15 protein-coding genes are annotated in these 13963 nt (G+C 58.7%); 14 read left to right on the plus strand and 1 reads right to left on the minus strand.

Going from position 1 to position 13963, the window contains the following annotated elements; translation table 11 throughout:
* Positions 1 to 7: 7 nt before the first annotated feature.
* The 8 genes from tmk (at position 8) to E3W21_RS08600 (ending at position 6304) form a co-directional block, all read left to right on the plus strand.
* Positions 8 to 640: a dTMP kinase gene (tmk, locus tag E3W21_RS08565; RefSeq protein WP_134419087.1), complete on the plus strand. Its 633-nt coding sequence runs from the start codon at positions 8 to 10 to the stop codon at positions 638 to 640.
* Positions 633 to 1622, plus strand: coding sequence for a DNA polymerase III subunit delta' (locus E3W21_RS08570; RefSeq protein WP_134419088.1), 990 nt, complete (start codon positions 633 to 635; stop codon positions 1620 to 1622). Before tmk ends, E3W21_RS08570 begins: the two co-directional genes overlap by 8 nt.
* Positions 1623 to 1705: 83 nt before the next feature.
* Entirely contained in the window at positions 1706 to 2062 is a 357-nt protein-coding gene (locus E3W21_RS08575) for a PilZ domain-containing protein (RefSeq protein WP_129437442.1), read from the plus strand.
* Positions 2063 to 2075: 13 nt separating this feature from the next.
* Complete coding sequence (locus E3W21_RS08580) at positions 2076 to 2861, plus strand: TatD family hydrolase (RefSeq protein ID WP_033056960.1); 786 nt, start codon at positions 2076 to 2078, stop codon at positions 2859 to 2861.
* Positions 2862 to 3203: 342 nt separating this feature from the next.
* Positions 3204 to 3842, plus strand: a complete 639-nt coding sequence (locus E3W21_RS08585; protein ID WP_007945721.1) for a TetR/AcrR family transcriptional regulator — start codon at positions 3204 to 3206, stop codon at positions 3840 to 3842.
* A gap of 139 nt (positions 3843 to 3981) precedes the next feature.
* Entirely contained in the window at positions 3982 to 4950 is a 969-nt protein-coding gene (locus E3W21_RS08590) for a GTP 3',8-cyclase MoaA (protein WP_134419089.1), read from the plus strand.
* A 167-nt stretch (positions 4951 to 5117) separates the two neighbouring features.
* A complete protein-coding gene (locus tag E3W21_RS08595) occupies positions 5118 to 5726 on the plus strand; it encodes a DUF4823 domain-containing protein (protein ID WP_129437436.1) in 609 nt (202 codons plus the stop codon).
* Positions 5727 to 5743: 17 nt separating this feature from the next.
* Positions 5744 to 6304 (plus strand): DUF1285 domain-containing protein, encoded by a 561-nt coding sequence (locus E3W21_RS08600; RefSeq protein ID WP_046049085.1) that lies wholly within the window; start codon positions 5744 to 5746, stop codon positions 6302 to 6304.
* A 59-nt stretch (positions 6305 to 6363) separates the two neighbouring features.
* Here the strand turns inward: E3W21_RS08600 and E3W21_RS08605 are convergent, their stop codons facing one another.
* The gene (locus E3W21_RS08605; protein ID WP_134419090.1) at positions 6364 to 7236 is read right to left on the minus strand and encodes a triacylglycerol lipase; all 873 of its coding nucleotides are present in this window, start codon (positions 7234 to 7236) and stop codon (positions 6364 to 6366) included.
* A gap of 195 nt (positions 7237 to 7431) precedes the next feature.
* Between E3W21_RS08605 and E3W21_RS08610 the strand changes: the two genes are divergently transcribed.
* From E3W21_RS08610 to araH, 6 genes are all read left to right on the plus strand, one after another.
* Positions 7432 to 8148 carry a FadR/GntR family transcriptional regulator gene (locus tag E3W21_RS08610; RefSeq protein ID WP_008152308.1) on the plus strand — a complete coding sequence of 239 codons (717 nt, stop codon included), beginning with the start codon at positions 7432 to 7434 and terminating at the stop codon, positions 8146 to 8148.
* Positions 8149 to 8291: 143 nt separating this feature from the next.
* Positions 8292 to 9167 carry an SMP-30/gluconolactonase/LRE family protein gene (locus E3W21_RS08615; protein ID WP_134419091.1) on the plus strand — a complete coding sequence of 292 codons (876 nt, stop codon included), beginning with the start codon at positions 8292 to 8294 and terminating at the stop codon, positions 9165 to 9167.
* A gap of 198 nt (positions 9168 to 9365) precedes the next feature.
* Positions 9366 to 10184 (plus strand): SDR family oxidoreductase, encoded by an 819-nt coding sequence (locus E3W21_RS08620; protein ID WP_134419092.1) that lies wholly within the window; start codon positions 9366 to 9368, stop codon positions 10182 to 10184.
* Between the two features lie 122 nt (positions 10185 to 10306).
* Entirely contained in the window at positions 10307 to 11311 is a 1005-nt protein-coding gene (locus E3W21_RS08625; RefSeq protein WP_129437427.1) for a substrate-binding domain-containing protein, read from the plus strand.
* 65 nt (positions 11312 to 11376) lie between these two features.
* Positions 11377 to 12921: an L-arabinose ABC transporter ATP-binding protein AraG gene (gene araG, locus E3W21_RS08630; RefSeq protein WP_134419093.1), complete on the plus strand. Its 1545-nt coding sequence runs from the start codon at positions 11377 to 11379 to the stop codon at positions 12919 to 12921.
* Positions 12922 to 12930: 9 nt separating this feature from the next.
* Positions 12931 to 13899, plus strand: a complete 969-nt coding sequence (gene araH, locus E3W21_RS08635; protein ID WP_134419094.1) for an L-arabinose ABC transporter permease AraH — start codon at positions 12931 to 12933, stop codon at positions 13897 to 13899.
* The last annotated feature ends 64 nt before the right edge of the window (positions 13900 to 13963 follow it).

Raw genomic sequence — 13963 nt, forward strand, 5'->3', positions numbered from 1 at the left:
ACTGCCTGTGACTGGCTTGTTTATTACCCTGGAAGGCCCGGAAGGGGCCGGCAAGAGCACCAATCGCGAATACCTGGCCGAGCGCCTGCGCGCCGCGGGTATCGAGGTCGTGCTGACTCGCGAACCAGGCGGCACGCCGTTGGCCGAGCGGATCCGCGAAGTGCTGCTGGCACCGGTTGACGAAGTCATGAACCCCGACACCGAGTTGCTGTTGGTATTCGCCGCGCGAGCCCAGCATCTGGCCGAGGTGATTCGCCCGGCGCTGGCCCGCGGCGCGGTGGTCCTGTGTGATCGCTTTACCGATTCGACCTACGCCTATCAGGGTGGCGGTCGCGGCCTGTCGGTGGAACGCATCGCGACCCTGGAAACCTTCGTCCAGGGCGATCTGCGGCCGGACCTGACGTTGATTTTCGATCTGCCGGTGGAAGTGGGCCTGGCCCGCGCCAGCGCTCGCGGTCGACTGGATCGCTTCGAACTCGAAGGCCGAACCTTTTTTGATGCGGTGCGCAGTGCTTTCCTCAAGCGTGCTGAAGCGGATCCTGCGCGTTATGTCCTGGTCGATGCCGCCCAGCCGTTGGCGCAGGTTCAGCAGGCACTGGATGCCTTGTTGCCGCGTCTGCTGGAGTTGACCCGTGGCTGAAGCCTATCCGTGGCAGGACAGTCTCTGGCAGCATTTGGCCGGTCGCAAGCAACATGCTCACGCCTATCTGTTGCATGGCCCGGCCGGGATCGGCAAGCGCGCGCTGGCCGAGCGCTTGATGGCCAGTTTGCTGTGCCAGCGTCCGAGCGCCGCCCACGATGCTTGCGGCGAATGCAAATCCTGTCTGTTGCTCAAGGCCGGCAGTCACCCTGACAACTACATTCTGGAGCCGGAAGAAGCCGATAAGGCGATCAAGGTCGATCAGGTTCGTGATCTGGTCAGCTTCGTGGTTCAGACCGCGCAGATGGGCGGCCGCAAAGTGGTGCTGATCGAGCCGGTCGAGTCGATGAACATCAACGCCGCCAACGCCTTGCTCAAAAGCCTTGAAGAACCTTCCGGCGATACTGTTTTACTGTTGGTCAGCCACCAGACCAGTCGTCTGTTGCCGACCATCAAGAGCCGCTGCGTGCAGCAGGCTTGTCCATTGCCGAGCGAAGCCATGAGTCTTGCGTGGCTGGCGAAGGCTTTGCCGGACTGCGCGGAAGAAGAGCGTATCGAGTTGCTGACCCTGGCCGCCGGTTCGCCACTGGCCGCCGTCAACTTGCAGGCCCAGGGCGTGCGCGAGCAGCGGGCGCTGGTGGTCGATGGCGTGAAGAAGTTGCTCAAACAGCAACAGTCACCGACGCAACTGGCCGAAGGCTGGAATGCGATTCCGCTGTTGCTGTTGTTCGACTGGTTCTGCGACTGGTCGAGCCTGATTCTGCGCTATCAGCTGACTCAGGACGAAGAAGGCCTGGGACTGACGGACATGCGCAAGGTGATTCAGTACCTGGCGCAGAAAGCCGGCCAGGACAAAGTCCTGAATATTCAGGACTGGATCCTAGCCCAGCGCCAGAAAGTGATGAGCAAAGCCAACCTCAATCGGGTGTTGTTGCTGGAGGCGCTTTTGGTGCAATGGGTGGGTTTGCCTACCCAGAAGTGACCGTCTGTGCTTAGTATCCTGTCTCGCAAATACTGTTTGTGAGACGGGACACTAGACTCTGAGCATCAGCAACGGAGGTCAGCATGAATGAACTCGTCAATCCGGGGCCGCGCAACGGCATTTTGTCCCTGACGATCAAGGACAAGTCCGTGCTTTACGCGGCCTACATGCCGTTCATCAAGAACGGTGGCCTGTTTATCCCGACCAACAAGAGTTACAAGTTGGGCGATGAGGTATTCATGCTGTTGAACCTGATGGACGAGCCGGAGAAGATTCCGGTCGCCGGCAAGGTCACCTGGATTACCCCCAAAGGTGCGCAGGGCAACCGGGCTGCCGGGGTCGGCGTACAATTCGACGATGGCGACAATACTGCGCGCAGTCGAATCGAAACTCATCTGGCCGGAGCCCTGAAGTCCGACCGTCCCACTCATACGATGTAAGTTGCAGCCTTTTATGCTCGTAGATTCCCATTGCCACCTTGATCGCCTTGACCTCGCCGCCCACGACGGCTCCCTGGATGCCGCCCTTGATGCGGCCCGTCTGCGCGGGGTAGGGCACTTTCTGTGTATCGGCGTCAGCGTCGAGAATGCCGCCGACGTCAAAGCCCTGGCCGAACGTTACGACGACGTCGACTGTTCGGTTGGCGTGCATCCGCTGGACGTGCAACCGGGCGCCGCGCCAGCACTGGATTGGCTGTTGCGCGAGCTCAACCACCCGCGTGTGGTCGCGATCGGTGAAACCGGTCTGGATTATCACTACGAGCCGGAAGCGGCGGAGTTGCAGCAGGAATCGTTTCGCCTGCATCTGCAAGCGGCGCAGCAGACGGGCAAACCGGTGATCATTCACACCCGTGGTGCCCGCGCCGATACGTTGAACCTCCTGCGTGAAGCGGCGCTGCCCCAGGCTGGCGTGCTGCATTGCTTCACCGAAGACTGGGACATGGCCAAAGCGGCGCTGGACATGGGGTATTACATTTCCTTGTCCGGGATTGTCACTTTCCGCAATGCCGACGCTCTGCGTGACGTTGCCAGTAAAGTGCCAGCTGACCGATTGCTGGTGGAAACCGACTCGCCTTACCTGGCGCCGATCCCTCATCGCGGCAAGCCGAACCTGCCGCAGTACGTGCGCGACGTAGCGGAATTTCTGGCAATGTTGCGAGGTGAGCCCTACGAGCGGTTTGCCGAGCAAACCACCGAGAATTTCAAGCGACTGTTTCCGCTGGCGCATGTGAAAGGTTAAATCGCAGGCAAAAAAAACCCGGGTTCTGGGGGGGGAATCCGGGTTAAGACCATTAGGAGTAAAACAAAGGCACGCGGTCCGTTGGTACCTATATCGGCGCAACACTTGGGGGAGATGTCCCGCCGACAGTTGAAGTATTGATCAGTATTGCGTCGAGTCCAGTTTACCGGCGCCGGTTTTTAAACAAATTTGGAATACGGGCGCTTCGGTTGAGTTCTCATTAATCTGCGAGGCTGCCGGAATTCATCAAGAAACACATATATGGTCGGATGATCCGTGCATTTTTGCGCAAGTTAGGCATAATACGCGGCTTCGAATTTTGACCCCTACAGACCTTTTCTTATGCATAAAGAACCTCGTAAGGTCCGTGAGTTTCGTCGCCGCGAGCAAGAAATTCTCGATACCGCGCTCAAGCTGTTCCTCGATCAAGGTGAAGACAGTGTCACCGTCGAGATGATTGCTGATGCCGTCGGTATCGGCAAAGGCACGATCTACAAGCACTTCAAATCCAAGGCTGAAATCTATCTGCGCCTGATGCTCGATTACGAGCGCGATTTGAACGAGCTGTTGCATTCGGCCGATGTCGACAAGGACAAGGAAGCCCTGTCCCGGGCCTACTTCGAATTCCGCATGCGCGACCCTCAACGCTATCGGTTGTTCGATCGCCTGGAAGAGAAGGTGGTCAAGGGCAATCAGGTACCGGAGATGGTCGAGGAGCTGCACAAGATTCGCGCCTCGAACTTCGAACGCCTGACCCTGCTCATCAAAGGCCGGATCAGCGAAGGCAAGCTCGAAGATGTGCCGCCTTACTTCCATTACTGCGCCTCCTGGGCGCTGGTGCACGGCGCCGTGGCGCTGTATCACTCGCCGTTCTGGAGCAATGTGCTGGAAGATCAGGAAGGTTTCTTCCAGTTCCTGATGGACATCGGCGTACGCATGGGCAACAAGCGCAAGCGCGATAGCGACACCCCGAGCAGCTGAACCATTCAGTTGCCTTATTGCGCCATTATTTCGCTACGTGGCGCAGTACCGCAGGAATATACTCAGGCATAGGACTTGCTAAAACTTGATTTGTGAGTCAAGTTTTAGCGGTCCGAATATTCTTCCGCCGGAGTAGTCCATGATCGTTGACCGTCAAGGCAGGCGTTTTCGCAATTTGCGAATCAGTCTGACTTCAGCCTGCAATTACGCTTGTACCTACTGCGTGCCCAACGGCAAGCGGTTGGTCGCTGCGCAGGATGAATTGTCGGCCGAGGCCATGGCGCGTGGCGTGGCCTATCTGATCGAAGCGGCGGGCATTGAGCGTTTGCGCATCACCGGCGGCGAGCCGCTGGTCAGCCCCAAACTCGAAACCTTCATGACCGCCGTCGGGCAGATGGGCCTGGCGGACATCAGCCTGACCACCAACGGTCAGCTGCTGGCGAAGAAACTGCCACTACTGGCGGATGCTGGCATTCGTCGCATCAACGTTTCCCTCGATACCCTGGATGCCAGCGCCTTTCGCAGCATTGCCCGTGGCGGCGATCTGGCGACTGTGCTCGACGGTATGGATCAGGCCAGCGCCGCCGGCCTGAAGATCAAGGTCAATATGGTGCCGCTGCGTGGGCAGAACCTCGATCAAGTAATGCCGCTACTCGATTACTGTCTGGAGCGCGGCTATGAGCTTCGCTTCATCGAGTTGATGCGCATGGGCCACCTGGCCAACGACTCCAATGCTTTCCTGCAACAGTTTGTCAGCCTGCAGCAGTTGCTCAGCCTGATCGGCGAGCGCTACGAATACCTTCAGGCCGATGCGCCGGTAGACGCCACCGCCGTGCGTTATGAAATTCCGGGGCAGGGCTACTTTGGTATTATCGCCAACGAAAGCGTTCCTTTCTGCCGCACCTGTTCGCGGCTGCGCCTTTCGTCCACGGGCTGGCTGCATGGCTGCCTGTCGTCGAGCAACCGCCACTATGTCGGCGACCTGCTGGACAAGCCGCGTCATCAGGCATTGCCGGCCTTGCAGCGACTCTTGGTGAAAGCCTTGGGCGATAAGCAGGAAGTAGCATTTTCAGGTGGTGCGACCATCATGAAGATTATTGGCGGCTGATCGAACCTCATCGCGAGCAAGCTCGCTCCCACAGGTCCTGTGCCAACCCTGTGGGAGCGAGCTTGCTCGCGATGCGATCTGTGAGACGCTGCTGATCCCGAGCTGGCGCGGAAGCTGCATCCAATGGCCATTCGCCGGTTTTCCGTCACCGGCCTCTGGAGGGTAGGATGCGTAGCCTGGTTTTGCTGCTGGCCGTTTTGGCGCTTGGTGGCTGCATGAATGTCAGCGATCTGGCTGAAGGGACTCGCTACCACATGAGCGACGCGGGGTTGCTCGACCATAGCGACAGCCACCGTGTGAATAACCTGCGCATTCAACCGGACTCATTCGTCTATATCGCCCAGGGCGCCTTTGTGCCGCCAGACAGTGCTGTCTACCCGCGGCCTAACGTGATCGCCGAAGTCGCCTTCGATGGCTTTATCGAATACTTCCCTATGGTCCGCCGCGCCCGTGCGCCGGAAGGTCTTGATCAAGCCATGGGTGAAGCCCGTGCCGCCGGTGCCCATTACCTGCTCTATACCCGGTTCGCCAAGTCTGACGACCGCATCGGCAACTCGGACGAATGGCTTGATCAGGAAGCCTTGGATCGCCTCGGTATCGACGGCGGCGTGATTCAGATCATGTTGATCGAGACCAGCACCCAGTATTTGATTGATACTGCACGCATCAAGAGTCGTGGCGGTTTACTGACGTTCCACGACAAAAAGCCAGAAGACCTGATGGGCCCGCCGCTGGAACAATACGCGCGCAGCCTGCTGGGGCTCAGCGACCAGTAATTCAAAAGGAGAACGCCATGAGTGGCCCGCAAAAAGCCAACGATCTGTTGGGGCAAATCCCCAAAACCAAAGGCTTGCCGCCGGTCCACCTGTGGAACCCCGACTTCTGCGGCGACATCGACATGCGTATCGCCCGTGATGGCACCTGGTATTACCTGGGCACGCCGATCGGGCGCAAGCCGATGGTCAAGCTGTTCTCCACCATCATTCGTCGCGATGGTGACGATTACTTCCTCATCACCCCGGTCGAGAAGGTTGGCATCAAGGTCGACGACGCGCCCTTCGTGGCGATTGCCGTGGAGGTCGAAGGCGAGGGTGAAACCCAGGTCTTGCGCTTTACCACCAATGTTGACGAGACCGCCGAGGCCGGCACCGAACACCCCATGCGCGTGGTGATCGACCCGGTCACGCAGGAACCTGCGCCCTACGTGCATGTGCGCACCAACCTCGAAGCCCTGATCCACCGCAACGTGTTCTACCAACTGGTGGAGCTGGCCGTCACCCGCGAGATCGACGGGCAGCGCTGGTTAGGCGTGTGGAGCGCTGGCGAGTTCTTTCCCATCGGGCTTGAGCCGTAACTCGCCAAGTTGCTGTGTTCTGGAAAATGGCCCGCTATTCAAGCGGGCCATTTTTTTGCCTACAAACCTTTGTCCTTAAGCCGAGCAGCATGTTCAAGATAGAGGTGGACCGGGCTGACGTTCCAACTCGTGATCCCGGCCATTTGATTGACTGCGTCGAAATGGTCCATCGGGTAATCCGAACGAATGACTTTGCCCAGGTGCGAGCTGTACTGTCCGACTAGCCCATCGTTGGCGTGTTTCTCTTTATAAAATAACTTCGACAGCACAATACAGTTCAAGTGGGACGGATCGAGAGGTTGCAGACTTTGAAAGTTTTGCAGAATCCCGCTCCAGGAGTAGTAGTGCACGCCGTTTTCAACTTCGTTGCCTTCCCCACCCCAATGTTGCGGTAGCCCTTGCGGGTACTTCTTGTTGAAGGCTGCCAAACCTGCGCTGGTCAACGATTCGAAAGCCGCTTGAGGGTCCTGAGGGTTTTCCGGATGGTCGCTGATCAACGAAATGAAGGTACCGACTGCTTTGAACAGGGCGAGTACGAGCACTTCGGGCAACTCACCAGGCGTCAGCGCCTTATGCAATTGGTCGGCAATCTCGGAGCCATGATTGGGGCAGCTGACAGAAGTGACTGATGCGACCTTTTCCGGGTGTAGCGCCGCTACGTAGCGTGCAGCCAATGGACCTTGGCTGTGGCCGATCAGATTGACCTTGGCGGCTCCCGTTTCCTGCAAAATACGGTTGACGTGTTCGAGCAGTTTTTTACCGCGCTCCTCGTTTCCGTTCACGGCTGGAATGTTAACGGCAAACACCTTGGCCCCAGCGTGTTCCAGAGCTTCCTTGATCTCGAAGAAGTAGGGATAACCGGCAATTTTATCGAAGCCAAAAAGGCCGTGGACCAAAACAATCGGGTATTGCGTAGACGCATCCATGTTCATGCTTATACCTGTCGATAGCGGACTTTAGTTGCGCTTGATCTGTCGCGGCTAACCGTAGGTCACAAAGCGGGTTCGTTCAAATCGCTCGCCTGAACGCCGTCAGACAGAAAAAATCTAATTGACACTCAATCGTATGATGATTAGCGTGGGCATCCATCGTGAACGGCTTTGTGCCGTCCCTGAATCGAGGTGTCCATGTCCAGCAGTTTTCATGCGTCGACGGTCGATTGGCTGGGTTGCTGGATCGCCACGGGGCAGGTCAAGCCGGGTGAGACGCTCAAGGTCGAAGCCGACCTGGGCGAGCAACTCGGTGTCAGCCGCACCGTTATCCGCGAAGCCATCAAAACCCTGGTTGCCAAGGGCATGCTCGAAGTCGGGCCCAAGGTCGGCACGCGGGTGTTGCCGGTGCGCCGCTGGAACCTCTTCGATCCGCAAGTCGTAGGCTGGCTATCACGCAGCGGCTTGCCGGAAAACTTCGTCGACGACTTGCTCGACCTGCGCCGCACCATCGAACCCATGGCCGTGCGCTGGGCTTGTGAGCGCGCTACCGTCGAACAGGTTCACGCCATCCTTCAGGCTTACAACGCATTGGAGCGGGCAGTGGACAGCGGCATCGATTACAACCGCGCCGACCAGTTCTTCCACGAGTGCATCCTCGCTGCCAGCCACAATCAATTCATCGAACAAATGGTCCCGGCCCTCGGCGCGCTGCTGGCGGTGTCTTTCGAAGTGTCCGCCGCCGACCCGGACGAACTGCGCCGCACACTACCGATTCACAAAGACATGGCCGAGGCCATCGCCGCCCGGGATGCCGCGCGAGGTGTCTGGGCCTGCATGACCCTGATCGATAACGCCGACCTGGCCATCAAGCGCTTCTACCCGCAAGTCATGGCCGACAAGAAAGCCAGCTGACAACACAAAGTCCCTGTGGAAGCGGCGGTGCGACGATTCGACTTGCTCGCGAAGGCGTCGGCACATCCAACATTGATGTCACAGACACACCGCCTTCGCGAGCAAGCCCGCTCCCACATAAAAGCAATAAGGAAGGAGGTTTCATGGAGTGGACTGCGGTTACCGAACACCGGGCACGACTGGGCGAAAGCCCGTTTTGGGACGCGCCGACCCAGGCGCTGTACTGGGTTGATATCGCCGGTCAACAGGCGCTGCGGCTGATTGGTGCCAACGTGCAGATCTGGCAGATGCCCGAGCATGTGTCCGCCTTTATCCCCTGCGAAAGCGGTGATGCGCTGGTGACGTTGAACAGCGGCGTGTATCGACTCGATCTGGATTCCCCCGGCCTGGAACCACGATTGACCTTGCTCTGCGTCGCCGATCCGCAACCCGGCAATCGCGCCAATGAAGCCCGCTGCGATGCTCAGGGCCGGCTCTGGCTCGGCACCATGCAGAACAACATCGGCGAGCAGGGCGAAGACGTGCCCATTGTGCGGCGTTCCGGTGGCCTGTTTCGCATCGATCGCGATGCTCGGGTCACGCCGTTGCTTAGAGGGTTGGGCATCCCGAACACGTTGCTGTGGAGCGACGACGCGACCACCGTGTATTTCGCCGACAGCCTCGACCGTACGCTCTATCAGTATTTCATCCGCACCGACGGCAGCCTCGACCCGGCCCACATCTGGTTTGGGCCCCATGAATGCGGTGTGCCGGATGGCTCGGCGATGAATGCCGAAGGTTACATTTGGAACGCCCGCTGGGATGGTAGCTGTCTGCTTCGGCTGACACCGGACGGGCAGGTTGATCGCGTGATCGAGCTGCCAATCAGCCGCCCCACCAGTTGCGTATTCGGGGGTGATGACCTCAAAACCCTTTACATCACCAGCGCCGCGAGCCCGCTCAACCATCCGTTGGACGGCGCGTTGCTGTCGATTCGAGTCGATGTGCCCGGAAAAACCTGTAATCGGTTTGCCGGATAAATCCCAACATATGGGATGTAAAATTATATATTGAGATTATTTGGCAGTCGGGTTTATAGTCGGCTCCATCAGTTACACGCACTCACACTTAAAAAAACAAAACAGGTGAAGTGATGCAGCGATTTTCCAAAAAGCCTTTTGACCGGACATCGACAGATGCCCGGTTTTTGTCGTGCGCTCGAAAAGGAGTCTTGATCCATGGCTGAACCTCTTTCCTTGCCACCAGTGCCCGAACCGCCGAAGGGTGAGCGCCTGAAAAACAAGGTCGTGCTGCTGACCGGTGCTGCTCAGGGTATCGGCGAGGCGATTGTCGCGACCTTCGCTTCCCAGCAGGCCAAGCTGATCATCAGCGATATTCAGGGTGAGAAAGTCGAAAAGGTCGCGGCGCACTGGCGGGACAAAGGCTTTGATGTTCAGGCGATCAAGACCGATGTGTCCAGGCAGCTGGACCTGCACGCCATGGCCAGACTGGCGATCGAGTTGCACGGTCGCATCGATGTGCTGGTCAATTGTGCCGGGGTCAATGTGTTCCGCGATCCGCTGGAAATGACCGAGGAAGACTGGCGTCGCTGCTTCGCCATCGACCTCGACGGCGCCTGGTATGGCTGCAAGGCGGTATTGCCGCAGATGATCGAGCAGGGCATCGGCAGCATCATCAACATCGCCTCGACCCATTCCACTCACATCATTCCTGGTTGCTTCCCGTACCCGGTGGCCAAACATGGCCTGCTCGGCCTGACCCGCGCCCTGGGCATCGAATACGGGCCGAAGGGCATTCGCGTCAACGCCATCGCGCCGGGTTACATCGAAACCCAGCTGAACGTCGATTACTGGAACGGTTTTGCCGACCCGCATGCCGAACGTCAGCGCGCTTTCGATCTGCATCCACCACGTCGTATCGGTCAGCCGATCGAAGTGGCCATGACCGCTGTTTTCCTGGCCAGCGATGAAGCGCCGTTCATCAATGCCTCGTGCATCACCATCGATGGCGGTCGCTCGGTCATGTACCACGACTGAGTCAATCGGGTTTCAGACGCGGAACTACGTCTGAAATCCAATCATCATACGATATGACTGTTAGCTGCACAGTTTGATTGGCTTTCAAATAACGCTCAAAAAAAATAACAAGGAGTCAGCTTATGAATCGTCGTCGTGGGATCCGTTCCCTGTGCTGTGCCGCTTTGGCGGTCACCGCGGTCAGCCTGAGCAGTACGTTGCTGGCGGCCGAGGAAGTGAAGATCGGTTTTCTGGTCAAGCAGGCGGAAGAGCCCTGGTTCCAGACCGAATGGGCATTTGCCGAAAAGGCCGGGAAAGAGAAGGGCTTCACCGTCATCAAGATCGCCGTGCCCGACGGCGAGAAAACCCTCTCGGCCATCGACAGCCTCGCCGCCAACGGTGCCAAGGGCTTCGTGATCTGCCCGCCAGACGTATCCCTCGGCCCGGCGATCATGGCCAAAGCCAAGCTCAATGGTTTGAAAGTCATCGCAGTCGATGACCGCTTCGTCGATGCCAGCGGCAAGTTCATGGAACATGTTCCTTACCTCGGCATGGCAGCGTTCGAAGTCGGCCAGAAGCAGGGCAGCGCCATGGCCACCGAAGCGAAAAAACGTGGCTGGGACTGGAAAGACACCTACGCGGTGATCAACACCTTCAACGAACTCGACACCGGCAAGAAACGCACCGACGGTTCGGTCAAAGCGCTGGAAGACGCCGGCATGCCGAAAGACCACATTCTGTTCTCGGCGCTGAAAACCCTCGACGTACCCGGCAGCATGGACGCCACCAACTCGGCGCTGGTGAAACTGCCGAGCGCAGCGAAAAACCTGATCATCGGTGGCATGAACGACAACACCGTGCTGGGTGGCGTGCGCGCCACCGAGAGCGCCGGGTTTGCCGCGGCCAATGTGATCGGCATCGGCATCAACGGCACCGACGCCATCGGCGAATTGAAGAAGGCCAACAGCGGCTTCTTCGGCTCGATGCTGCCGAGCCCGCACATCGAGGGCTACAACACCGCGAGCATGATGTACGAGTGGGTCACCACCGGCAAAGAACCGCCGAAGTACACCGCGATGGACGACGTAACGCTGATCACTCGCGAGAACTTCAAGCAGGAACTGGAAAAGATCGGCCTCTGGAACTGAGGGCCGGTTGATTTCATCGGTAGCCCTGGCGACGGGGCTGCCTGATCTGTGTGAAGAGGTGGGTTATGCACGCGCAATCAAAAACACAACAACACAATGCCGGCGGCAGCTTGCGCTTCAACGGGATCGGCAAGACCTTTCCCGGGGTGAAGGCGCTGGATGGCATCAGCTTCGTCGCCCATCCGGGGAAGGTTCACGCCTTGATGGGCGAGAACGGCGCCGGCAAATCGACCCTGCTGAAAATCCTCGGCGGGGCTTACACCCCGAGCAGCGGCGACCTGCAGATCGGCGAGCAGGCGATGGTCTTCAAGTCCACCGCCGACAGCATCGGCAGTGGCGTCGCAGTGATCCATCAAGAGCTGCACCTGGTCCCGGAAATGACCGTGGCAGAGAACCTGTTCCTCGGGCATCTGCCGGCCAGTTTCGGCTTGATCAATCGCGGCGCATTGCGGCAACAGGCATTGGCCTGCCTCAAAGGCCTGGCCGATGAAATCGATCCGCAAGAGAAAGTCGGGCGCCTGTCCCTCGGTCAGCGGCAATTGGTGGAAATCGCCAAGGCCTTGTCCCGTGGTGCACATGTGATCGCGTTTGACGAACCGACCAGCAGCCTGTCGGCGCGGGAGATTGATCGTTTGATGGCGATCATCGGTCGCCTGCGCGACGAAGGCAAAGTCGTGCTTTACGTCTCCCACCGCATGGAAGAAGTTTTCCGCATCTGCAACGCGGTGACGGTGTTCAAGGACGGTCGCTTTGTGCGCACGTTCGAAGACATGAGCGAGCTGACTCATGATCAGTTGGTGACCTGCATGGTCGGTCGCGACATTCAGGACATCTACGATTACCGCCATCGTCAGCGTGGTGCAGTGGCGCTCAAGGTCGACGGTTTGCTGGGGCCGGGATTGCGTGAACCAGTGAGTTTCGAGGTGCACAAAGGCGAGATTCTCGGGCTGTTCGGCCTGGTCGGCGCCGGTCGTACCGAGCTGTTCCGCATGCTCAGTGGCCTTGAGCGCAACACCGCCGGGCGCCTGGAATTGCGCGGTCATGAACTGAAGTTGCGTTCACCCCGCGATGCGATTGCCGCCGGGATTCTGCTGTGCCCCGAGGACCGCAAGAAAGAGGGCATCCTGCCGCTCGCCAGCGTCGCCGAGAACATCAACATCAGCGCTCGCGGCGCCCATTCCACCTTCGGCTGTCTGTTGCGTGGCCTGTGGGAGAAGGACAACGCCGACAAGCAGATCAAGGCGCTGAAAGTGAAGACCCCCAACGCGGCGCAGAAAATCATGTACCTGTCCGGCGGCAATCAGCAGAAGGCCATTCTCGGTCGCTGGCTGTCGATGCCGATGAAGGTCCTGCTGCTCGACGAACCGACTCGCGGCATCGACATCGGCGCCAAAGCCGAGATCTACCAGATCATCCACAACCTGGCCGCCAGCGGCATCGCGGTGATCGTGGTCTCCAGCGACCTGATGGAAGTGATGGGTATTTCCGACCGTATCCTGGTGCTCTGCGAAGGCGCGATGCGCGGCGAGTTGTCCCGCGAACAGGCCAATGAATCCAACCTGCTGCAACTGGCTTTGCCGCGCCAACGCGCTGACGGCGTGGCGAACTGAGAGGTGACTATGACAACCCAAAACAACGCTTTGCCCACCCAGCGCAAACCTCTGGACCTGCGGCGCTTTCTCGATGACTGGGTGATGCTGCTGGCGGCCGTCGGGATATTCGTGCTCTGCACCTTGCTGATCGACAACTTCCTCTCGCCGCTGAACATGCGCGGCCTGGGCCTGGCGATTTCCACGACGGGGATTGCCGCTTGCACCATGTTGTATTGCCTGGCGTCCGGGCACTTCGATTTATCGGTGGGGTCGGTGATTGCCTGCGCCGGCGTGGTCGCAGCGGTGGTAATGCGCGACACCGACAGCGTGTTTCTCGGTGTGGTGGCGGCGCTGTTCATGGGGCTGATCGTCGGGTTGATCAACGGCATCGTGATCGCCAAGCTGCGGGTCAATGCGTTGATTACCACGCTGGCGACCATGCAGATCGTTCGCGGCCTGGCTTACATCTTCGCCAACGGCAAAGCGGTAGGCGTGTCGCAAGAGCAGTTCTTCGTCTTCGGCAATGGCCAGTTGTTGGGGGTGCCGGTGCCGATTCTGATCACCATCGTTTGCTTCCTGTTTTTCGGCTGGTTGCTGAATTACACCACCTACGGGCGCAACACCATGGCCATTGGTGGTAACCAGGAAGCGGCGTTGCTGGCTGGGGTGAACGTTGATCGGACCAAGATCATTATCTTCGCCGTGCACGGGGTGATCGGGGCGTTGGCCGGGGTGATCCTGGCTTCGCGCATGACGTCTGGACAGCCGATGATTGGTCAGGGTTTTGAGCTGACGGTGATCTCGGCGTGTGTGTTGGGCGGGGTGTCGTTGAGCGGCGGGATCGGGATGATTCGGCATGTGATTGCCGGGGTGCTGATTCTGGCGATCATCGAGAATGCGATGAATTTGAAGAATATCGATACGTTTTACCAGTATGTGATTCGGGGTTCGATCTTGCTGTTGGCCGTCGTGATCGACCGCCTCAAACAACGCTGACTAACCTGGTCCTGCACAAAGTCTGTAGGTGCAGGCGATTCAATGTGGGAGCGGGCTTGCTCGC

This window comes from Pseudomonas sp. F01002, assembly GCF_004402115.1.
Taxonomy (GTDB): Bacteria; Pseudomonadota; Gammaproteobacteria; order Pseudomonadales; family Pseudomonadaceae; genus Aquipseudomonas; species Aquipseudomonas frigoris.

Excerpts from the sequence above, each read along its gene's own strand:
- E3W21_RS08575 (WP_129437442.1), top strand. The coding sequence starts at position 1,706 with ATGAATGAACTCGTCAATCCGGGGCCGCGCAACGGCATTTTGTCCCTG.
- E3W21_RS08580 (WP_033056960.1), top strand. The coding sequence starts at position 2,076 with ATGCTCGTAGATTCCCATTGCCACCTTGATCGCCTTGACCTCGCCGCC.
- E3W21_RS08585 (WP_007945721.1), top strand. The coding sequence starts at position 3,204 with ATGCATAAAGAACCTCGTAAGGTCCGTGAGTTTCGTCGCCGCGAGCAA.
- E3W21_RS08590 (WP_134419089.1), top strand. The coding sequence starts at position 3,982 with ATGATCGTTGACCGTCAAGGCAGGCGTTTTCGCAATTTGCGAATCAGT.
- E3W21_RS08595 (WP_129437436.1), top strand. The coding sequence starts at position 5,118 with ATGCGTAGCCTGGTTTTGCTGCTGGCCGTTTTGGCGCTTGGTGGCTGC.
- E3W21_RS08600 (WP_046049085.1), top strand. The coding sequence starts at position 5,744 with ATGAGTGGCCCGCAAAAAGCCAACGATCTGTTGGGGCAAATCCCCAAA.
- E3W21_RS08605 (WP_134419090.1), bottom strand. The coding sequence starts at position 7,236 with ATGAACATGGATGCGTCTACGCAATACCCGATTGTTTTGGTCCACGGC.
- E3W21_RS08610 (WP_008152308.1), top strand. The coding sequence starts at position 7,432 with ATGTCCAGCAGTTTTCATGCGTCGACGGTCGATTGGCTGGGTTGCTGG.
- E3W21_RS08615 (WP_134419091.1), top strand. The coding sequence starts at position 8,292 with ATGGAGTGGACTGCGGTTACCGAACACCGGGCACGACTGGGCGAAAGC.
- E3W21_RS08620 (WP_134419092.1), top strand. The coding sequence starts at position 9,366 with ATGGCTGAACCTCTTTCCTTGCCACCAGTGCCCGAACCGCCGAAGGGT.
- E3W21_RS08625 (WP_129437427.1), top strand. The coding sequence starts at position 10,307 with ATGAATCGTCGTCGTGGGATCCGTTCCCTGTGCTGTGCCGCTTTGGCG.
- araG (WP_134419093.1), top strand. The coding sequence starts at position 11,377 with ATGCACGCGCAATCAAAAACACAACAACACAATGCCGGCGGCAGCTTG.
- araH (WP_134419094.1), top strand. The coding sequence starts at position 12,931 with ATGACAACCCAAAACAACGCTTTGCCCACCCAGCGCAAACCTCTGGAC.